Genomic DNA, 19,860 nt, shown 5'->3' with positions numbered 1-19,860 from the left:
TTTCTGGGCGTCAAGCGTCTATTGCAGCGATAGGAAATGATGGCCTGGTAAGAGATATCAAGGCGGGAAGACTACCAGGCATCGACCGGCTTGAAGCCCTATTCAACCTGCTTGATATTGAACTATACATTGGGCCTAGGCGCGAAATGGTTGATGCAATCCAACCGCCCGATGCCGACCTATCTGAACTTGCTAACATCCCGCTCTACAATGCAGATTTGGCGGCCGGTGGCGGTGCGACCAATGGTGAAGAGGAAATCGCTGGATATCTCGCGTTCCGCAGGGATTGGCTGCGCAAAGTGGGGGTAGCGCCGTCTTCTGCTGTCATGGCGCGGGTTGAAGGGGAAAGCATGCTCCCAACCATCTGGTCAGGTGATATGGTGCTGATTGATACCTCAAAGATCGAAATACACTCACGCGGCCGCGCCAGAAAAACCAGCAAACCCCATGTTTATGCCTTTGTCGAAGACGGATCAGCCCGCGTGAAACGGATCGAGAGGGTCGAAACCGATTTCTACGCCGTAATCTCCGACAACCCCGAGTTTCCAATAGAATTCAAATCGCAAAAAGCCCTGGATGACATGCACATAATCGGGCGTGTTATGTGGTGGGCTCACACGGATCAGGGATAGCATAAACCAAACCTCCCACCCAAGGAGCTATGCACTGGCGACATAGCTCAAGAAATCCCTCTGGCCCCCTTTTAATGTCGTATTGGCCTCTTATTTTTGGCGCGCTACACTTGGGCATGCGAAGAAGAAAACGCGTCAGACGGTTTCCTATCGGACATGCGGGCAGGCAACCCCGCCCGGCTGCGGCCCGCTCTCCTATAGCGCAGCGGGCTTTCTTGACTCTGTTTGCGGCGCGCAGACGTTCATCGCGGGCCTATAGCGTTTTGCATTTCACCTGCTGTATCAGGGCAAATACAAAACGGATTAGCCCAGAATATTGCGGGCAATACGATGAAATATCTTGGTGCCTATCGCAATCAGGTCATCGGGGAAATCATAGTCGGGGTTGTGCAGCGCCGGATGGTCGACACCCGCCCCCAGAAAAACCATCGCGCCCTTTGTGCCGGGCAGCGTGCTGAACCGACCAAAATCTTCGGACGCGCGTTCCGGCAACGCGCCCTGGTAATGCGCAATTCCCATCTGATCCAAGACGGTCGCGATATGCTGCATCGCATGCGGGTCATTGGCGCAGGCCGCGAAATCATCGTGATAGCTGATCGCCGGGCGCAACCCATGTGCTGCGGCCTTGGCCCTTGCCAATGCTTCGGCATCGGCGCGCAGGGCAGCCATCGGCGCATCCAGCATCGTGCGCAGCGTTACCCAAACCTCAGCATGCGCCGGCGACACACCAAAGTTTGGCTCGCCCAACACAGCATGTGTGACCGTGGCCAGACGGTAATCTGGGCCAAGCGGGCCGCCCTGGCCCAATGCAGCCAGTGCCGGGATCAGTTGCGCCAGCGCCAAGGCGGGCGAGACCCCGAATTCCGGCTGGGCGGCATGGCTGGTCTTGCCCTCCAGCACAACTTTCATTCCAACCGAGGCGCAATTTACCGGCCCTTCGGCCAGCCAGCACTCGCCCAGTTTGCAGCCCGGCATATTGTGCAACGAAAACGCCCAATCGGGGTGCAAACCGTCAAACTGCGCATCGGCAATCACAGCGGCGGCCCCCGACCCATCCTCTTCGGCTGGCTGGAACATCAGCACAACCCGGCCCATCGCAGGGCGCTTGCGGGCAAGCAACCGCGCAAGGCCCAACAGAATGGTCGTATGCCCATCATGGCCGCACAGATGCGCCTTGCCGTCAACCTGCGAGCGGTAGGGCAGATCCGAAATCTCATGGATCGGCAGTGCGTCCAGCTCGCAGCGGAACAAAACCGAAGGGCCGGGCTGTCCACTGTCAAACACCGCCGCCACGCCATGCCCGCCAAGACCGGCAAGCACCTGATCGGGGGCTGATGGGCCAAGCACTTGAATGACACGCGCGGCGGTTTGTACCTCTTGCCCCGACAGTTCGGGAAAACGGTGCAGCAGACGGCGAAATGCAGTCAGCTCTTCAATATCAAGGTTGGTCAGCATAAAAGCGCCTTTCTCGCGGCCTGCATTTTCATCACCGTCGCAATTTCATGCCAGGCGGTCCGCGCCATAGAGCGAAAGACCATCACCGTAAATCCATCTGCAACACGCAATAAAATCATGGGCATATGCCCAAGGGACGACCGCGCCACCGTGTCCACAGGCATCGCGCGCAGATCAAGCGGCACCAGCCGCGCCAGCACATCCGCCGCCCCCACTCCCGTCACAGACAGCGACGCCCACCCATCGCTTTGATCGGTCAGCGCCGCAAAATCGCCCCAGGCACCGGGGGCTGCGCCGATCAAAAATGCCTGTCCGCGCCCGGTCCAAACCAGCCGCACGGCACCCGCGGCTGATACCCCATTCGGCGCAGGGAAGCACAGGCCCAAAGGCTTCAGCACCGCCGCCAGTGCATTTTCCTGCCCGGCGTAAGGGGCCAGCGATGTTATCTGCCCCAAATCCACCTCGGCCAGCGCTACCCCAGCCAAGACAACAGGCTCTTGCCCCGACAGCGGGGTCTTTGCGATCCATTCAGCCACGCAGTTTTGCCCCCTCTTTGTCATGAAATACCGGATCACAGACCTCGCACAACACGTCTATGCCGCGCAAATGATCGACCAACCGCACCATTTCACCATGCCGCGCCCGCCCGTTCGACAAGAACGCCAGGCCAAGATAGCCCCCCAATGTCGGTGAATAGCCCACGCTGGTCACATAGCCCTGATCCCGCGCGCCGGTCACCGCTTCGCCAGGGTTGAACAAATGCGCCCCCGCCGAAATAGGTGCATCCGTCGCCGGACGCAGGCCCACCAACTGATCCCGCTGCGGCCCAATCAGGCCGGGCCGGGCAGCAGCCCCCTTGCCGATACAGTCTTTCTTGGCCGAGATCATCTTGGCCATACCGATATCAAAGGCGGTGGTGCGCCCGTGAATTTCCGAATGGGTGATAAAGCCTTTCTCAAGCCGCAACACATTCAAGGCCTCCATCCCATAGGCGCCACCGCCCAAGGTTTCAGCCCGTGCCAGCAAATCCCGAAACACCGCTTCGCCATAGCGTGCAGGCACCGCGATTTCATAGCCCTGCTCACCTGAAAACGAGATGCGAAACAGCCGCGCGGCCACCGACCCCAAACTGACTGCCGCACAGCCCATAAACGGCAAATCCACCTTCACCAGCGTCTGCAACAGTGCCTTTGCCTGCGGCCCTGCGACCGCAAACTGCGCCCAGTTTTCAGTAACCGAGACAAAACGCACATCCAAATCGGCACAATAGGCCTGCGCCACAAACTCCAGATGCCGCATCACAAGGCCCGCTGCCGCCGTGGTCGTGGTCATCAGATAGTGGTTTTCGCCCAGCCGCGCCGTAGTGCCGTCATCCAACACATGCCCATCGGCGCGCAGCATCAAACCATAGCGCACCCGCCCGATCGGCAGCGTTGAAAACACATTCGTATAAACAAGGTCCAAAAATCGTGCCGCATCCGCGCCCTGAATGTCAATCTTGCCAAGGGTCGATACATCGCACACCCCGACCAGGCTGCGCACCATCGTAACCTCTCGGTCGCAAGCCTCTCGCCAGGTTGTTTCACCGACACGCGGGAAATAGCTGGGGCGATACCACATCCCGGCCTCGATCATCGGCGCGCCACGTTCCAGCGAGGCAACATGCGAAGTCATGAACCGTTGCGGCGCAAACCCATGCGCCCGCCCGCCCGCCCCCATCGCCGCAATCGACACCGGGCTGAACGGCGGACGGAAGGTCGTAACCCCCGTCTGCGCAATCCCGCGCCCCGTTGCATCAGCCAGCACCGCCAACGCCCCCATGTTGGAGTTTTTGCCCTGATCCGGCGCCATTCCCTGCGTGGTATAGCGCTTCATATGCTCAACACTGGCAAAGTTTTCCTGTGCTGCCAGCCGCACATCCTTGGTTGTCACATCATTGGCGAAATCAAGCCAGGCGCGCCCTTTCCCCTTCACTTCCCATAGCGGCAGGATGTCATAGCCTGCATCCTCTGCCTCTGGCAGCGCCATCGGCAAGGCCTTGTGGCCCAAAACGCCCAGCGCCTGAACGGCCGCCGCCACACCCGAAGCAAAACAGGCTGCCGTTGAAAAAACACCAGCCGCAGCCCCCGCGACATGCATCCCCGGCACAGCCCCTGCTTTTGGCACAAACGCCGCCAAATCAGCATCCCACACCGGCCGTCCGTTCATATGGCAGGTCAAATGCACCAACGGGTTCCACCCGCCCGAGACGCCCAGACAATCCGTCTCTATCTGCACCACGCCGTCGGCATGGCGCAGCGTAATCCCCGTCAACCCATGCCGCCCCCTGGTGCCGATCACCTGTGCCCCGACATAAACCCGACAATCCTCGCTGACCGAGGCATCAGGGCGGGCGTCAATAATCGCCGCCACGTCTACACCGGCTGCCATCAACTCGCGCGCCGTTTGGCGCGCGTGATCATTATTGGCAAAAATCGTCACCCGCTTGCCGGGGGCGACACCGTAAAGATTCAGATAGCTGCGCATGGCCGAGGCCGTCATGATGCCGGGCCGATCGTTATCGGCAAAGGCGATCATCCGTTCCTGTGCGCCCGCCGCCAAAACCGACTGCCGCGCGACAATCCGCCAAAAACATTCGCGCGGCAGGTCGGGGCGCGCGGCCAGATGCAGCCCTACCCGCTCCAACGCGCCAAAGGTGCCACCATCATAGGCGCCGGTTATGGTGGTTCGCGTCATCAACCGCACATTCGGCAAAGACCCCAGTTCCGCCAGGGCATCGCGCACCCACGCGGTCGCGGGCTTGCCGCCGATCTCGCCGCTATCAGCCAGCAAGCGCCCGCCCATCACCGGGTTTTCATCGGCCAGGATCACATCGGCACCGGCACGCGCCGCCTGCAATGCCGCCACCAAACCGGCAGGCCCCGCGCCAATCACCAACAGATCACAAAAGGCAAAGGCTTTCTCGTAATCCGCCTCGTCATGGCGGCCCGACAGGCTGCCCAGCCCCGCCGCACGGCGGATCACCGGCTCATAAATCCGTTCCCAGAATTTGCGCGGCCACATGAAAGTCTTGTAGTAAAACCCTGCTGTCAAGAACGGCGCGGCCAGATCATTGACCGCCAGCAGATCATATTTCAGGCTTGGCCAACGGTTCTGGCTTTTCGCCTCCAACCCGTCATAAATCTCCTGCACCGTCGCGCGCACATTTGGCGTCTGCTGACGCGCCTCGATCACTTCCACCAGCGCGTTCGGCTCCTCTGACCCGGCGGTCAAAACCCCGCGCGGGCGATGGTATTTGAAACTGCGCCCAAACATTCTGATACCATTTGCCAGCAAGGCAGATGCCAGCGTGTCCCCCTGAAACCCAGCATACTCCACGCCATCGAACCGAAATCGAACCGGGGCCGCACGGTCAATCAGGCCCTTGCCCGCAATCCTCATGCCGCGCCCCCTTGCGGTTTCATCATCGCACGAATAGCGGGTCCGACATCTGCCACCAGCTCCACCTTGAAGATCGCATGTGTCACCGTATCGCGCGTGACCGCCAGCCAAGAGGCGCAGCCTGTCTCATGGTACCAAAGGTCGCGCGTTACCCCAGCCGGGTTATTGCGCAAGTGCAAATGTTCGTCGATGGAATCCCAGTCTTCGCCTATTGGCTGCGTCAGATAATCATCTGATCCATAATAATAAAACTCTCTGCGGTCGCGGGTGCCACAAAGCGGGCAGGTGATGCGCATGATGTTCCCTCAGTGCAGATTATGCTGTGATCCGGTGCCTTCTTCATCCAAAAGATGCCCGGTTTTGAAACGATCCAAACGGAAGCGGCGCGCGGTTTCATAGCTTTCCCCCGTGGCCATCAAATGCGCCATACACCAACCTGATGCAGGCACCGCCTTGAACCCGCCATAGTTCCAACCGGCATCGACAAACAGCCCCTCGACCGGGGTCTTGTCGATAATCGGGCTGCCGTCTGGCGTCATATCCATGATCCCGCCCCAGGACCGCAGCACTTTTGCGCGGCCGATCATCGGCATCAGGGTCATCCCCGCCTCCATCACATGTTCGGCCATGGGCAGGTTGCCCCGGCTGGCATAGGACGCGTAAAAATCCAGATCGCCGCCAAAGACCAAGCCGCCCTTATCCGACTGGCTGATATAAAAATGCCCCATGCCAAAGCTGACGACATGGTCGATCACCGGCTTCAACCCTTCGGTCACGAACGCCTGCAACACATGGCTTTCAATCGGCAGTCGCATCCCCGCCATCGCGGCCACCTGCCCCGAGCGGCCGGCAACGACCATGCCCACCTTGCGCGCTTTAATAGCCCCGCGCGTGGTCTGCACGCCCACAACGCGGCCACCTTCAATATCAATCCCGGTGACTTCGCAATTCTGGATCAGATCGACCCCGCGCAAATCGGCCCCGCGCGCATAGCCCCAGGCCACTGCGTCATGCCGCGCCGTGCCGCCCCGCGGATGCAGTAAGCCGCCGTAAATCGGAAACCGCGTCTGCTCAAAATCCAGATAGGGCAGAAGGGCGCGCACCCCTTCGCGGTCCAACAAGACTGCATCATCGCCTTGGTTCACCATGGAATTGCCGCGCCGCACAAAGGCATCACGCTGGCCGTCACTGTGAAACAGATTGATCAAGCCACGCTGCGAGTGCATCACATTGTAATTCAGATCGGCCTCCAGCCCTTCCCACAGCTTCAAGGACTGGCTGTAAAACTCTGAATTTCCCGGCAGAAAATAGTTGGCCCGGATAATCGTCGTATTGCGGCCGATATTCCCCGACCCGATGTAGCCTTTTTCCAGAACGGCAATATTCGTCAGCCCGTGATTCTTGGCCAGATAATAGGCCGTAGACAGCCCATGCCCGCCACCGCCAATGATAATCGCATCATAGCCGGGTTTCGGCGCAGGGTTGCGCCACACGGGTTTCCACCCTTTATTGCCCAAAAGCCCTTGGGAAATCACCTTAAGCCCAGAATAACGCATCCATCGCACCCCTTGGTATCGCGTTAAACAAGACCCGGCTTTTGTCGCAAAGACAAGCGCATCTGCGACAGTTTCTTGTCGCTTGTGCCACTGGCCCCGCCGTCGCCCCCGCCGTTGATGCGCAAGGCATTCACGCTAGCGTGCAAAAGTTGTGATGAAACTTCTTCGCCGCAATGCCGTATATTCATCAGCAAAGAGGAGAAAATCATGCTGTCACGCCGCATATTCATGACCACCACACTCGCCGCAACAGGCCTTGGCGCCTTTCCCACCTGGGCCACCGGCTTTGAGGTCACCCACAGTTCGGCAGAATGGAAAAAACTGCTGTCCCCGGCGCAATATGCGATCTTGCGTGAGGAGGTGACGGAAAAGGCGTTTTCGAACAGTCTCATGGGGGAAACATCGTCGCTTTTGAAGGAAGCACGCAAAGGCACCTATCATTGCGCGGGCTGTGACCTGCCGGTTTACAGCTCGGAAACCAAGTTTGATAGCGGCACCGGCTGGCCCAGCTTTTATGCCTCGCTTGAAAACGCGGTCGGCACCAAAGAGGACAACACGTTTTTCACCAAGCGTACCGAGGTGCATTGCCGCCGCTGTGGCGGGCATTTGGGGCACATCTTTAATGATGGGCCCAAACCCACGGGCAAACGCCACTGTCTGAATGGGTTGGCCATGACCTTCACAGCCGCTTAAATTTGCCATCCCCCGCCCTGAAACAGAGTGGGGGATGGCCACGACAGGCAAGCCTTGAAAAAGCGTGCTAAGGGCAGGTGATAGCTTTCACAATCCCTTGGATTGATAGCTTGCGGCAACACGACTGATCGAAACGATATAGGCCGCAACCCGCAAATCCGCTACATCGCCGCGGCCATGCCAAACCTCTCGCATGGCTTGATAGGCCGTGCGCATGGTGTCATCCAGACCCGAACGCACCAGTTCCAACTCTCCCGCGCCGCGCAAATACTTGCTTTTGAAATTTGGTGACATGGTCCAGCCCAATCCCTTGTCCGCCGACAGTTTCTCCAGCTCATTGACCAACAAGATATGCCGCGCTTCCTCGGCCCGGCGCTCCATCCGGCCAAACCGAATATGGCTCAGGTTCTTTACCCATTCGAAATATGACACCGTCACCCCGCCCGCGTTGGCGAACATATCGGGGATAATCAGCACGCCCTTTTCGCGCAAAATCTCATCCGCGCCGTATGTCACCGGGCCATTCGCCGCCTCTACCAGCAGCTTGGTGCTGATCCGCGCGGCATTGTTCAGGTTTATGACCCCCTCCATTGCTGCCGGGATCAGGATATCACAGTCCTTTTCCAAAACAGCCGCACCATCCGCCACATAGTCACCACCGCTGAATCCCTTGACCGACCCGGTTTTCACGATCCACTGATGCAATTCCTCAATCGCGATCCCTTTATCGCTGATGATCGCCCCATCATGCTCGATTACCGCCGTGATCAAGGCACCATCGTCCTCGGACAGGAATTTCGCGGCGTGATAGCCCACGTTCCCCAAGCCCTGTACAATGATGCGCTTGCCTTCAATCTGGCCCGACAGATTGGCAAGCGCGATATCTTCGGGGTGGCGAAACAGTTCTTGGATGGCGTATTGTACGCCGCGCCCCGTCGCCTCTACCCGGCCCTGAATTCCGCCCGCATTTGGCGGCTTGCCGGTCACGCAGGCCTTGGCATTGATATCGGACGTGTTCATCCGGGCGTATTGATCGGCTATCCAGGCCATCTCGCGCGCGCCGGTCCCCATGTCTGGTGCCGGCACGTTTTGCGCCGGATTGATCAGGTCACGCTTGATCAACTCATAGGCAAAGCGGCGCGTTACCTGTTCCAGTTCACTCTCCTCCCAGGCACGCGGGTCGATGCACAGGCCCCCTTTGGCGCCACCAAAGGGCGTTTCGACCAAGGCGCATTTATAAGTCATCAGCGCTGCCAGCGCCTCAACCTCGTTCTGGTTCACCGACAATGCGTAGCGTATGCCCCCCTTTACCGGCTCCATATGCTCCGAATGAACCGAGCGATAGCCGGTAAACGTCTCAATCTTGCCGCGCAAACGCACACCAAAGCGCACGGTATAGGTTGAATTGCAAACCTTGATCTTTTTAACCAATCCGGGGCTCAGATCCATGAGCGCGGTCGCCCGATCAAACATCAGATCAACAGAGTCGCGAAAGCTTGGCTCGCCAGTAATTTGCATATAATCCTCCCTGTACCCGCCATTTCGATGGGGGTTTGCCCCCCGATGCTAAACCAGACCATCCAAAATTTCATTAAAGAAAAAACCAGCCCGATCAGAAAAGGACATCTGGCGCAATCTTTGCCTTTCGCCAATTCCTAACGCAACAAACCTGCCTGAAAACGGGAAAAACCGCAAATTCAGCCGATTCGCAGGCCCCGTTTTTGCCCGATTTCATTAACCTTTCCAGCGCTTTTACGGGCATTTCAGCCGCAATTCTTGCCCCTTTATCCCTGAAACGCGAACAATACCCGGACCGATGCCATCGGCGTTTCCAATGCTGTCAAATTTTCAGAATTCCCTACAAGAAAAGCCACATTTTTGCCCCATGTTGCAGGCCTATTGGGTGATGGGAAAAGGTGTGTTGTATCCAGACCTCAAGCTTTTTGGATAAGGCCGTTGTCCAACAGCAGTCCGGGCACGCGTAGATAGGAAACAAAAATGGAAATCCAGTCAAAGGCTAACGCCCAGCCGCAGGGCCATATCCGCTGTGCAAACAACCGGTTCAGACTGCGCGCCCTGGCCCCGAACCAGTTTGCAAAAAGCGAAGACGGCTCAATGCTCGTCTTTGGCCTTATTTTGTTCTTGTTGATGGCGATGATGGGCGGTCTTGCCGTGGATCTTATGCGCTATGAACAGCGCCGCACCCAGATGCAGCAAACGCTGGATCGTTCGGTTCTGGCTGCTGCCGCCTTGACCCAACGGCTGGACCCGGAAAGCGTTGTGAACGACTATTTCGCCAAGGCCGGCCTTGCTGACCAGCTTGACTGGGTCAACGTCGACAGCGGGCTTAACTTCCGCGAGGTGACAGCGGGGGCCAGTTCCACCATTGCCCCTTTCTTCATCCAGATGATTGGCATTGATGACATCACTGCGGCAGCCGGGTCGGGTGCAGAACAGCGCATCTCAAACGTCGAAGTATCGCTTGTGCTTGATATCTCAGGCTCCATGGGGGGATCTCGGATCAACAACTTGCGGCCCGCCGCCCGCGAATTTGTAACAGCGGTTCTTGCCACGTCAGAGCCGGGCCGGGTTTCCATCTCGATCATTCCCTATAATGCGCAGGTCAACATCGGCAAACCGATGATGGACGCCTTCAATGTAACCGACACCCAATCCGATTCGGCCTGCATGGAGCTGCCGGACTCGGTCTTCACCTCGTTTGATCTGTCACGAAGTGCCAGCTTCAAACAAAACGCGCATTTCGACCCTTACAACTACACCTATGGGTCAAACAACATGCTGTACAACTGCCCCCCGCAAAGCGGCAACGTTGTGACACAGCTTAGCGACAGTGAAAGCAAGCTGCACGCGGCGATCAACAAACTGGTAGTTGGCGGCAACACCTCTATCGACGTCGGGGTCAAATGGGGTGCCTATCTGCTGAACAAAAACGCCAACCCCGTGGTTCAGCACCTTGTCGCCGCCGATAAGGTATTGCCCAAATTCGCCAACCGCCCGCTGGATGAAACTGCGGAAGAGGTGCTGAAGGTGCTGGTTGTGATGACCGACGGTGAAAATACCACCGAATATAAAATCAAAGACCCCTATAACAGCGGTAATTCGAACATTTACCAGAACAAGAGCAACAATCGCATTTCGGTGTATTTCGACAGATCCTATACCCGAAACGATTGGTGGTGGCCCCGCACCAACAGCTGGAACTCAGATCGGGACGGCGGCGGCAATGACTCCAGCTACAACCAACTGACCTGGCCAGAGGTGTGGAAAAACTATTCGGTGACATATGTTGCCTATCATTTCTACGGGTTGGCGCTGAATCAAGATTACAACGGCTGGCGCAGCAACTTCATGGAATGGGTCTATTCGAACAAAGACACACGCTTGCAGCAGGCCTGCGCCGCCGCCAAAGCCAACAATATCGTGGTCTATGGGATCGGATTTGAGGCACCGGATGGCGGGCGGACCCAGGTTCGCAACTGCGCAACCTCGGACGCCCATTACTTTGATGCCAGCGGCCTGGAAATCGCCACCGCCTTCCGCGCCATTGCCAATAATATTAGTCAGTTGAGGTTGACCCAATGATTGATCATATCGCACAATCGGCAGGTGCGGCCCAAGCGCGGGCCATGCCGTCGTTACTGGCAAAACCTTGCCCTTTGCCCAAGCCTTCGCTGCTGGGTCGTTTCAGAAACCAGCTTGACCGCCTTGCCAAATCCGAGAAAGGCACAGCATCGCTCGATTTTGTGATCTGTGTTCCGGTCATCATGGCGATTTTCATGGCATCCATCGAATCGGGAATGCTCATGACGCGCTTTATCTTGCTGGAGCAATCTGTCGATATCGTGATGCGCAACTTGCGGCTGGGCCAATACCCGAACGCAACAGTGCAGGCCCTGAAGCACGAGATTTGCTCGCGTACCATCGTGATGAGCGATTGCGAGAGCAACATCACCATCGACCTGCAACCCGTCAGCACAACCACATGGGCCTTTCCGTCACAAGAACTGGCTTGCGTTGATCGCGGCACGTCAATTCAACCCTCAACCACATTTAACGTCGGCGCGGCGCATCAGATCATGATGGTTCGCGTTTGCGTGATCCAGGATGCCATCTTCCCAACCACGGGCCTCGGGTTGAAGCTGCCCAAGGATGCACAGGGGGGCTATGGGCTTATCGCCACCTCTGCCTTTGTGAATGAACCATGAGGAGTTATCCTATGTCTTTCCTGTCATATGTGTTGCGCCGCTTTGCCCGCGATGAAAAAGGCAGCCTGGTTGTCGAGGCAGTCATGGTTTTGCCCGCGCTTATCTGGGCCTATGCCGGGCTGTTTGCCTATTGGGATGTCTATCGCTCCATCAACACGGTGCAAAAGGCCTCTTACACGATTTCAGACCTGATTTCTCGCAGCCAGACCAGCGTCAATGACGCCTATCTTGGCGGGATGCGCACGGCCATGAACACGATGCTCGCCGGCGATCAGGCCGGCGACATCCGGGTAACCTCCTACCGCTGGAGCGGGCCGCGTGATCGCTATGAGGTGATTTTCTCACGCTCTCCCAACAATGCAATGGCACCGTTGAACAATAGCAATCTGGCAAGCCTGTCTGATCGCTTGCCAACGATGTCTGATGGCGATAGTGCGGTTCTTGTTGAAACCCGGATACCCTATACGCCTCCGGTTGCCTTTGGGCTGACGCCAGCGGTGCTGGAACAGTTCATCGTCACCCGCCCACGCTTTTTGCCCAAACTCTGCCACACCAGTTTTTCCTGCTGATCTGCTCGACGGCCGGAAAAATAACAAACGCCCGCTTGCTTGGTGGGCGTTTGTTTTTTTTGGCGCGGCGCGGCGACAAACGCAAAAACCGCGCTGGCAGGGCGTGCAGGGCAGCAGGCAAAGCGCCTTTAGCCCACCTGCCCCGGATTCTTTGCCGTAATATTTGCCGTAATCATTTCCGCCATGTAGCGGGCAGGTTGCGAGGGCGTCACTCCGCCAACCCCAACCCGCCTGCCAAAGCGCCACCACAGGCCCGGCACCCAAGCAAACCGCATGCTTTCATGCAAGACAAGCGAGAACCCGTGCGATGGTTTCAACGCAAATGGCCCGCGTGACACCTCACGCATATTTGCCATCTCAGCCAGCAACCGGCCACCGTCTTCGCGCAGCCCGCTGGCCGTCAACACCAATCCCCCGGATGTTGCCCGCCACATCACAATCGCGCCATAAATTCCCGCCCCCGACAAGACCAGCAACACCAGACGCAAAGCCATCTGTTCGCGTGGAAGGCTGGCTGCAAGGCTGATCAGCACCAAGCCCAGCCCGATCTGCACGCCAGCCCCGACGATCCGGCGCGGTTGCGACACATCCAGGCGCGCCAGTACCGGCTCGGCCTCATCCTGTTTCATCTGCCCGTCCATCGCATGCTCTCCCTGCCTGCTTTGCGCCCGCTATAGCAGGTTATGCCCCCAGAACCAGCCACCTCTACAGGCGCGATGTACGAATGTGCTGCGTGGCACAAGGGCCAGGCAACACGCCGGGGCAATTGCCGCATCCACCGCGTCCCCTCACATCCCAAACCCCCAATAGATTTCGGCTGTCCCGCCTGAAGGCGTTGAGGCGCCTCACAGCCGCGATCACACCTCTTTGCCGTGAAAAATGGCAAAACCAACCCTCACGATCGCTTTCCCGCGAAAAAATCTTTCAACAAGGCCGCGGCTGGCGCTGCGGCAATCCCGTCATAAACTTCTGGAACATGATGGCATTGCGGATGCGAAAACACCTTTGCCCCAACCTCGACACCGCCTGATTTCGGGTCTGACGCCCCATAATACAGCCGCGCGATCCGTGCCCCGGCGATGGCCGCAGCGCACATCGCACAGGGCTCCAAAGTCACATACAGGTCATGCCCGCCCAGCCGCTCCGTGCCCAAAGCCCGACAGGCTTCGCGGATCACCAGAATTTCGGCATGGGCCGTCGGGTCACACATCGCCCGGACCCGGTTTCCGGCCCGTGCGACAACACCATCCGGCCCCACCAGAACCGCACCTACAGGCACCTCTCCACGCAGGGCTGCCGCCCTCGCCTCCTCCAGCGCAATAGCCATATATGACGTGAATCCAACCATCGCCCCTCCCCCTTTCACCATCAGCCTTGCCCCGCCCCGCCAAGGGTTTCAACCCTCCAATACCGCTTATCTTTCCAATCCCCCTTGCCCCTTCACCTTGGGCGAAGTACCTTTGGGGGTCCGGGGGGGCAAACCCCCCGGCGCTTTGCCACGTCGCGATGACGCCGCCAGAAAAGGCCGACCCAATGCCCAAGCCAAACCAGATTCCGCCAAACCAGACCCCACCCGAGGGCACCGATACCCCCCCCGCAGGCGACCGCATCGCCAAGGTCCTGTCCCGCGCCGGCGTCGCCTCTCGGCGGGAAGCCGAGCGGATGATCGAGCTTGGCCAGGTTAGCGTCAACGGCAAAATCATCGACAGCCCCGCGCTCAACGTCACCGCCAGTGACCGGATCACCGTTGATGGCCACCCCATCGGCCAGCCCGAACCCGCGCGGTTGTGGCTCTATTACAAACCCGATGGCCTCGTCACCTCGAACGCCGACGAAAAGGGCCGCGACACGATTTTTGATCACCTGCCCGAAGACCTGCCCCGCGTCATGTCGGTTGGCAGGCTGGACCTTAATTCCGAGGGCCTTTTGCTTTTGACCAATGACGGCGGCCTGAAACGCCAGCTTGAGCTGCCCTCAACCGGCTGGCTGCGTAAATACCGCGTCCGCGTCAACGGCAATCCGACCGACCCGGATCTGATACCCCTGCGTCAAGGTATCACCATAGATGGTGAGAAATTCCAGCCGATGATTGTGGTTATTGACCGTATTCAGGGCGCGAATGCGTGGCTGACTGTCGGTCTGCGTGAAGGCAAGAACCGCGAGGTTCGCCGCGCGATGGCCGCATTAAACCTGACCGTGAACCGCCTGATCCGGATCAGCTATGGCCCGTTTCGGCTGGGAGACATGGCCCCCGGTGATGTGACCGAGGTCAAAGGCCGTGTGCTGCGCGACCAGTTGGGCCAGCGCGAACTGCCCGAAGATGCCGTAGCCCCAAAGCCGCGTGGCACCCCCAGTTCAGGCAAACGTGCAGGCGGCCCGCGCATTTCCAAACCCGCAGCAAAGCCCGCCACCAAACCCGAGCGCGCGCCAGTCGATGCGCCACGCGCCAAATCGGCCCGTTCATCCGCCACAGCAAGGCCCGGCCCCACCCCCCCAAAGGCTGCCTACAAAACCGGCCCACGGCACGCCCCCCATCCTGCCCCCGCCCTTTCCGCTGCGCCAAAAGAACCGACAAGCCCTAAACCGGCTTCTAAATCATGGGCAAAGGCTGCCACCAAACCCACTGCGTCGCGCAACAATTCCAACCCGGCCAAACCCCGCAGCAAACCGGCACAACCGCGCCCGCATCGCCCAAAGGGGGAATAAACCGAAACTTTCCCCGCTCTGCCTACTGGCAAGCGGGGCCAGGCCTGCTTATACTTACCAAGGAACGCGGGCGTTCCGATCTGATTGGACAGTCCAGAAATCGACCCGAAGCCGGAGGCTGACAGATGCTTGGATTGCTGCTCAGGGTACTTGTGCTTTTACTGCCATTCGCACTGATTATTTTTGTCATTGCCAAAATCCGGGGGGCAAGATCTGCGCCCCTGCCTGCTGAAGCCCACGGCCAGCCCGAGCCGTTTTTTGGCCTGCAATCGCTGTCTTTTGGCCTGCTTGCCGCGCTGACGCTTTATGTTGCTACAATGGAGGTCGTTTGAATGGCGCAGCGCTTTGGCGGAAAGTTCAGCCCGAACGGCACATCCAATGCCCCCCCCCCAACACCCAATTCATTTCAGGGCAAGCGCCGCAGCAAAGCTGGATTCAAGTCCAACCTATTGTTTATCCTCCCCTTTCCATTCGCGTGGAAGGCGTTTCAGGGTGACCCCACCACGTTGATTTACGGGCTGATGGCGTTTGCGATGATGCTGGGGGGGGCGTGGATGACCCGCGAAGGGCTGTTTGCACAAGAAGCCTATGAGGCGCGCCGCGTTGCGCGCCGCCCGGCCCTGCCGCGCAAGGCAATCGGCGCGATGCTGGTCGGCGGTGGCTTGGGCGTGGGCCTGCTGATGGCGGGGCAAAGCTCGGTTATTGCGACAATTATCGCCACGCTCGGCGCTTTCCTGCATATTGGCGCGTTCGGCTTTGACCCGATGTCTGACAAGGGCGTCGAGGGTATCGACAGCTTTCAAACCGACCGGGTGGCCAAGGCGATTGACACGGCCGAGGCCCATTTGAAAGCCATGAACGACGTGATCTTGCGCGCCCGCGACCGCGCGCTTGAACGGCGCATTGACGCTTTCAGCACGACCGCCCGCGCCCTGTTTCGCACGGTCGAGAGCGACCCGCGCGACCTGACAGCGGCCCGCAAATACCTGGGCGTCTATTTGCAAGGGGCCCGCGACGCGACCGAGAAATTCACCGATCTATACGCCCAGAACCGCGACCCGAAAATTCGTGCCGATTATGAGGCGCTGCTGACCGATCTGGAAACCAATTTCGCCAGCCGCACCACCGCGCTTTTATCCGACAATCACAGCGACCTGAATGTCGAAATTCAGGTGCTTCGGGAACGACTTGCCTTTGAAAACCGTTAAACCGCGCCGCCCCTCCCCGCGCCCCATCGCCGCGCCTGAAAAAGTGAGTATATAATGGCCGAAACCATCCAGCAAAAAGCCGCCGCCACATTGGCCGAAGTTGAACGCGTCACCGCCGTTGTTTTGCCCGAACCGGGGCGTGATCTGGTGACGCTAGAGGCTGCGGCCCCCGCACATGCTGCCGAAATCCAAAAACGGATGGCCGAGATTGATATGGGCAACACCCAGTCCATCATCTCTTTCGGGTCAAGCGCGCAGACCGAATTGCAGGCAATATCGCAAGCCATGCTGGCCGATGTGAAAAACAAGGATGTCGGCCCGGCGGGTGACAGCCTGCGCAATATGGTCAGCACCATTCGCGGATTTTCGGTTTCCGAACTTGATGTGCGCCGCCAACGCACATGGTGGGAAAAACTGCTGGGCCGCGCGGCCCCCTTTTCCAATTTCGTCGCCAAATTCGAAGATGTTCAGGGCCAGATCGACCAGATCACCGAATCCCTGCTGGGCCATGAACATACCCTGCTGAAAGACATCAAATCGCTTGATCTGCTCTATGACAAAACCCTGACCTTTTATGAGGAGCTGGCGCTTTATATCGCGGCGGGTGATGCCAAGATCAAAGATCTGGACAGTTTGGCCATTCCGGCCAAAGAGGCCGAAGTCAGTGCCGCGCCCGAGGATCGCCAGGTGATGAAAGCGCAGGAATTGCGCGACCTGCGGGCCGCCCGTGATGATCTGGAACGCCGCGTGCATGACCTGAAGCTGACCCGTCAGGTCACCATGCAATCCTTGCCTTCGATCCGGCTGGTACAGGAAAATGACAAGTCTTTGGTGACGAAAATCAACTCTACCCTTGTCAACACGGTGCCGCTTTGGGAAACGCAACTGGCGCAGGCCGTGACCATCCAACGGTCTCGTGAAGCGGCCGAAAGCATCCGCGCGGCGAATGATCTGACGAATGAACTGCTGACCTCGAACGCCGAAAACCTGCAGCAGGCCAACCGCATCGTGCGCACGGAAATGGAACGCGGCGTGTTCGATATCGAAGCGGTGAAAAAGGCAAATGCGACCCTGATCGCCACCATCAACGAAAGCCTTGCGATTGCAGATGCCGGCAAGGCAAAGCGGGCGGCAGCCGAGGTGGAACTGGTGAAAATGGAGCATGACTTGCGCGACACCCTTGCCTCGGCCAGTGGCCGCAAGGATGGGTTGGTCACCACCACCGCCACCACGGCCTGACCGGATCAAGAGGAAACATCACATCATGGCCCGCGCGCCCCTTTCACTGCAACCATCGCTAAAGGCCCTGAAAGGGGCGGCCCTTCTGGTCGCCTCGGCCGGGCTTTTAGCGGCTTGCGTGATGGCCCCGGCCCCGCAAGGGCGCGCACCACAGCCCCCACAAGCCCGCAGCCAGAAACCAAAGGCCGCAGCCCCCTCGGCGGCCAGCCAGGCATTGCGGGCCTATTACGCCGGCGTGCAGGCAGAGCTTTTGTCACTCGGGCTGATGCGCACAGACACCGGGGCCAAGGACGCGCCGTTTTCTGCCCGCATATTGGCCAATAACTTCACCCGTATCGCGTTTTTTGATGAGTTTGACAGCTCTAGCGGTACACTTGTGGCCCGCCCAACAGAAAAACGTCTGCGCCGCTGGGGCAATCCGGTGCGCGTCGGCCTCAATTTCAGCGCATCGGTTACCAAGGACCAACGCGCGATCGAAACTGCGCGCGTGCGCTCGTTTCTTGCGCGGCTGTCGCAGGTGACGGGCCATTCGATTCAGCTTGCCAACAGCGGTGTGAATTTTCATCTGCATATCCTTGATACCGATGAAATCAGGGCCCTCGGCCCCACCGTTCGCCGCGACGCCCCCGGCATTGGCGCGGCGGAACTGCAATCCATCACCAACATGCCAGACTCGACCTATTGTCAGGTCACCACCTCGATTGACGAGGCCAGCAACCTGATCGAGCGCGCCTTTGCCGTGATCCGCGCCGAACACCCGGACCTTCTCCACCTGTCTTGTTTGCACGAAGAGATCAGCCAGGGCCTTGGTCTGCCCAATGACAGCCCGCAGGCCCGCCCCTCTATTTTCAACGATGATCAGGAATTTGCCCTGCTCACCCCGATGGATGAAATGATGCTGAAAATGCTGTATGACAAGCGCCTGTCCCCCGGCATGACCGCAGCCGAGGCCCGCCCCATCATCGACCAACTCGCCGACGCCCTTGTCGGCGGCGACAGCTAGGAGCCTGCACATGGTTTTCGACTTTTTCAAAGGCCAATTCATCGACGTTATCGCCTGGACCGATGACACCCGCGATACCATGGTCTGGCGTTTTGAACGGCACGGAAATGAGATCAAATACGGTGCAAAACTAACCGTGCGTGAGGGCCAGGCCGCCGTTTTCATCCATGAAGGCCAGATGGCCGATGTCTTTGGCCCCGGTATGTATATGTTGGAAACCAACAACATGCCGATCATGACCAGCCTTCAGCATTGGGACCACGGTTTTCAATCGCCGTTCAAATCCGAGATCTATTTCATCAACACCACCCGTTTCAACGATCTGAAATGGGGCACCAAAAACCCGATCATGACGCGTGACCCCGAATTTGGCCCGGTCCGTATCCGCGCCTTTGGCACCTATTCGATGCGCGTCACCGACCCCGCGAAATTCATGCAAGAAATCGTTGGCACTGACGGTGAATTCACCGCCGATGAAATCAGCTTTCAAATCCGCAACGTGATCTTGCAAGAAATGAGCCGCGCGCTGGCCGCCTCGAACATTCCTGTTCTGGATATGGCGGCCAATACGGCCGATCTGGGCAAACTGGTCGCCACCGCGATCAACCCGCAAATCGCTGAATATGGCTTGTCTCTGCCAGAGCTTTACATCGAAAACATCTCACTGCCCGAGGCGGTCGAGGCCGCGATGGACAAGCGCACCTCGATGGGTGTGGTTGGTGATCTGGATAAATACATGAAATTCAACGCCGCCGAAGGTATGGCGCAACCGGGCTCTGCTGCGGGGGCCGCGATGGGGGCAGGGATTGGCGCTGGTATCGGCATGGGGATGGCGCAGAATATGGGGGCCCAAATGGCAGGACCGTGGGGGGCCGTGCCTGCCGCCGCCGCCGCCCCGGCGCAAATGCCGCCGCCGCCGCCTGCCCCTGAAAAGCTGTGGCATACTGCCAAGGATGGCACCACCAGCGGCCCGTTTTCGCGCAGCCACCTTGGCCGCATGATTACCGAAGGCAGCTTTACCCGCGACACGCAGGTCTGGACCGCGGGTCAGGACGGCTGGAAACCAGCGGGCGAGATTGCCGAACTCGCCCAGCTTTTCACCATCGCCCCACCCCCACCCCCCGGAGCCTGA

Annotated in this window: 19 protein-coding genes; 11 read left to right on the top strand and 8 right to left on the bottom strand. The window is 58.8% G+C overall.

Going from position 1 to position 19,860, the window contains the following annotated elements; translation table 11 throughout:
* A partial coding sequence (locus tag VDP61_RS09440) for a S24 family peptidase (protein ID WP_323006661.1) occupies positions 1-632 on the top strand: 632 nt, incomplete at its 5' end.
* A 303-nt stretch (positions 633-935) separates the two neighbouring features.
* Here VDP61_RS09440 and VDP61_RS09435 read toward each other — a convergent pair.
* From VDP61_RS09435 to VDP61_RS09415, 5 genes are read right to left on the bottom strand one after another with little or no spacing between them, the layout of a single operon-like run.
* Positions 936-2,087: an amidohydrolase gene (locus VDP61_RS09435; RefSeq protein ID WP_323006660.1), complete on the bottom strand. Its 1,152-nt coding sequence runs from the start codon at positions 2,085-2,087 to the stop codon at positions 936-938.
* On the bottom strand, positions 2,081-2,623 hold the full coding sequence (locus tag VDP61_RS09430) for a sarcosine oxidase subunit gamma (protein ID WP_323006659.1): 543 nt from the start codon (positions 2,621-2,623) through the stop codon (positions 2,081-2,083). The genes VDP61_RS09435 and VDP61_RS09430 overlap by 7 nt, the downstream gene beginning before the upstream one ends.
* Positions 2,616-5,528 carry a sarcosine oxidase subunit alpha family protein gene (locus tag VDP61_RS09425; RefSeq protein WP_323006658.1) on the bottom strand — a complete coding sequence of 971 codons (2,913 nt, stop codon included), beginning with the start codon at positions 5,526-5,528 and terminating at the stop codon, positions 2,616-2,618. Before VDP61_RS09425 ends, VDP61_RS09430 begins: the two co-directional genes overlap by 8 nt.
* Positions 5,525-5,824, bottom strand: a complete 300-nt coding sequence (locus VDP61_RS09420) for a sarcosine oxidase subunit delta (protein WP_323006657.1) — start codon at positions 5,822-5,824, stop codon at positions 5,525-5,527. The genes VDP61_RS09425 and VDP61_RS09420 overlap by 4 nt, the downstream gene beginning before the upstream one ends.
* A gap of 9 nt (positions 5,825-5,833) precedes the next feature.
* Positions 5,834-7,084: a sarcosine oxidase subunit beta family protein gene (locus VDP61_RS09415; RefSeq protein ID WP_323006656.1), complete on the bottom strand. Its 1,251-nt coding sequence runs from the start codon at positions 7,082-7,084 to the stop codon at positions 5,834-5,836.
* 210 nt (positions 7,085-7,294) lie between these two features.
* On the opposite strand from VDP61_RS09415, the gene msrB reads away from it, so the two are divergent.
* Complete coding sequence (msrB, locus tag VDP61_RS09410; protein WP_416236519.1) at positions 7,295-7,777, top strand: peptide-methionine (R)-S-oxide reductase MsrB; 483 nt, start codon at positions 7,295-7,297, stop codon at positions 7,775-7,777.
* A gap of 87 nt (positions 7,778-7,864) precedes the next feature.
* Here msrB and VDP61_RS09405 read toward each other — a convergent pair whose 3' ends face one another.
* Entirely contained in the window at positions 7,865-9,295 is a 1,431-nt protein-coding gene (locus VDP61_RS09405; RefSeq protein WP_323006655.1) for a Glu/Leu/Phe/Val dehydrogenase, read from the bottom strand.
* Positions 9,296-9,775: 480 nt separating this feature from the next.
* On the opposite strand from VDP61_RS09405, the gene VDP61_RS09400 reads away from it, so the two are divergent.
* From VDP61_RS09400 to VDP61_RS09390, 3 genes are read left to right on the top strand one after another with little or no spacing between them, the layout of a single operon-like run.
* A complete protein-coding gene (locus VDP61_RS09400) occupies positions 9,776-11,380 on the top strand; it encodes a TadE/TadG family protein (protein ID WP_323006654.1) in 1,605 nt (534 codons plus the stop codon).
* The gene (locus tag VDP61_RS09395; protein WP_323006653.1) at positions 11,377-12,003 is read left to right on the top strand and encodes a pilus assembly protein; all 627 of its coding nucleotides are present in this window, start codon (positions 11,377-11,379) and stop codon (positions 12,001-12,003) included. The genes VDP61_RS09400 and VDP61_RS09395 overlap by 4 nt, the downstream gene beginning before the upstream one ends.
* 11 nt (positions 12,004-12,014) lie before the next feature.
* A complete protein-coding gene (locus VDP61_RS09390) occupies positions 12,015-12,572 on the top strand; it encodes a TadE/TadG family type IV pilus assembly protein (protein ID WP_323006652.1) in 558 nt (185 codons plus the stop codon).
* A gap of 128 nt (positions 12,573-12,700) precedes the next feature.
* On the opposite strand, the gene VDP61_RS09385 is transcribed toward VDP61_RS09390, so the two are convergent.
* Both VDP61_RS09385 and VDP61_RS09380 read right to left on the bottom strand, forming a co-directional pair.
* Complete coding sequence (locus tag VDP61_RS09385; RefSeq protein ID WP_323006651.1) at positions 12,701-13,201, bottom strand: hypothetical protein; 501 nt, start codon at positions 13,199-13,201, stop codon at positions 12,701-12,703.
* A 266-nt stretch (positions 13,202-13,467) separates the two neighbouring features.
* On the bottom strand, positions 13,468-13,920 hold the full coding sequence (locus tag VDP61_RS09380; RefSeq protein ID WP_323006650.1) for a nucleoside deaminase: 453 nt from the start codon (positions 13,918-13,920) through the stop codon (positions 13,468-13,470).
* 185 nt (positions 13,921-14,105) lie between these two features.
* On the opposite strand from VDP61_RS09380, the gene VDP61_RS09375 reads away from it, so the two are divergent.
* The 6 genes from VDP61_RS09375 to VDP61_RS09350 all read left to right on the top strand — a co-directional run bounded on the left by VDP61_RS09375 (position 14,106) and on the right by VDP61_RS09350 (position 19,860).
* The gene (locus VDP61_RS09375; protein WP_323006649.1) at positions 14,106-15,278 is read left to right on the top strand and encodes a pseudouridine synthase; all 1,173 of its coding nucleotides are present in this window, start codon (positions 14,106-14,108) and stop codon (positions 15,276-15,278) included.
* Between the two features lie 125 nt (positions 15,279-15,403).
* Positions 15,404-15,610, top strand: coding sequence for a hypothetical protein (locus VDP61_RS09370; RefSeq protein ID WP_323006648.1), 207 nt, complete (start codon positions 15,404-15,406; stop codon positions 15,608-15,610).
* Complete coding sequence (locus VDP61_RS09365; RefSeq protein ID WP_323006647.1) at positions 15,611-16,486, top strand: 5-bromo-4-chloroindolyl phosphate hydrolysis family protein; 876 nt, start codon at positions 15,611-15,613, stop codon at positions 16,484-16,486.
* A gap of 54 nt (positions 16,487-16,540) precedes the next feature.
* Positions 16,541-17,725 (top strand): toxic anion resistance protein, encoded by a 1,185-nt coding sequence (locus tag VDP61_RS09360; protein ID WP_323006646.1) that lies wholly within the window; start codon positions 16,541-16,543, stop codon positions 17,723-17,725.
* Positions 17,726-17,750: 25 nt separating this feature from the next.
* Positions 17,751-18,728 (top strand): DUF2927 domain-containing protein, encoded by a 978-nt coding sequence (locus VDP61_RS09355; RefSeq protein WP_323006645.1) that lies wholly within the window; start codon positions 17,751-17,753, stop codon positions 18,726-18,728.
* A gap of 10 nt (positions 18,729-18,738) precedes the next feature.
* A complete protein-coding gene (locus VDP61_RS09350; protein WP_323006644.1) occupies positions 18,739-19,860 on the top strand; it encodes an SPFH domain-containing protein in 1,122 nt (373 codons plus the stop codon).

The organism is Pseudorhodobacter sp. (assembly GCF_034675685.1).
Taxonomy (GTDB): Bacteria; Pseudomonadota; Alphaproteobacteria; order Rhodobacterales; family Rhodobacteraceae; genus Pseudorhodobacter.
The sequence above is the reverse complement of the archived record's forward strand: the minus strand, read 5'-3'. Positions and strand labels throughout refer to the sequence as shown.

Excerpts from the sequence above, each read along its gene's own strand:
- VDP61_RS09435 (WP_323006660.1), bottom strand. The coding sequence starts at position 2,087 with ATGCTGACCAACCTTGATATTGAAGAGCTGACTGCATTTCGCCGTCTG.
- VDP61_RS09425 (WP_323006658.1), bottom strand. The coding sequence starts at position 5,528 with ATGAGGATTGCGGGCAAGGGCCTGATTGACCGTGCGGCCCCGGTTCGA.
- VDP61_RS09420 (WP_323006657.1), bottom strand. The coding sequence starts at position 5,824 with ATGCGCATCACCTGCCCGCTTTGTGGCACCCGCGACCGCAGAGAGTTT.
- VDP61_RS09415 (WP_323006656.1), bottom strand. The coding sequence starts at position 7,084 with ATGCGTTATTCTGGGCTTAAGGTGATTTCCCAAGGGCTTTTGGGCAAT.
- VDP61_RS09405 (WP_323006655.1), bottom strand. The coding sequence starts at position 9,295 with ATGCAAATTACTGGCGAGCCAAGCTTTCGCGACTCTGTTGATCTGATG.
- VDP61_RS09400 (WP_323006654.1), top strand. The coding sequence starts at position 9,776 with ATGGAAATCCAGTCAAAGGCTAACGCCCAGCCGCAGGGCCATATCCGC.
- VDP61_RS09395 (WP_323006653.1), top strand. The coding sequence starts at position 11,377 with ATGATTGATCATATCGCACAATCGGCAGGTGCGGCCCAAGCGCGGGCC.
- VDP61_RS09390 (WP_323006652.1), top strand. The coding sequence starts at position 12,015 with ATGTCTTTCCTGTCATATGTGTTGCGCCGCTTTGCCCGCGATGAAAAA.
- VDP61_RS09385 (WP_323006651.1), bottom strand. The coding sequence starts at position 13,201 with ATGAAACAGGATGAGGCCGAGCCGGTACTGGCGCGCCTGGATGTGTCG.
- VDP61_RS09380 (WP_323006650.1), bottom strand. The coding sequence starts at position 13,920 with ATGGTTGGATTCACGTCATATATGGCTATTGCGCTGGAGGAGGCGAGG.
- VDP61_RS09375 (WP_323006649.1), top strand. The coding sequence starts at position 14,106 with ATGCCCAAGCCAAACCAGATTCCGCCAAACCAGACCCCACCCGAGGGC.
- VDP61_RS09370 (WP_323006648.1), top strand. The coding sequence starts at position 15,404 with ATGCTTGGATTGCTGCTCAGGGTACTTGTGCTTTTACTGCCATTCGCA.
- VDP61_RS09365 (WP_323006647.1), top strand. The coding sequence starts at position 15,611 with ATGGCGCAGCGCTTTGGCGGAAAGTTCAGCCCGAACGGCACATCCAAT.
- VDP61_RS09360 (WP_323006646.1), top strand. The coding sequence starts at position 16,541 with ATGGCCGAAACCATCCAGCAAAAAGCCGCCGCCACATTGGCCGAAGTT.
- VDP61_RS09355 (WP_323006645.1), top strand. The coding sequence starts at position 17,751 with ATGGCCCGCGCGCCCCTTTCACTGCAACCATCGCTAAAGGCCCTGAAA.
- VDP61_RS09350 (WP_323006644.1), top strand. The coding sequence starts at position 18,739 with ATGGTTTTCGACTTTTTCAAAGGCCAATTCATCGACGTTATCGCCTGG.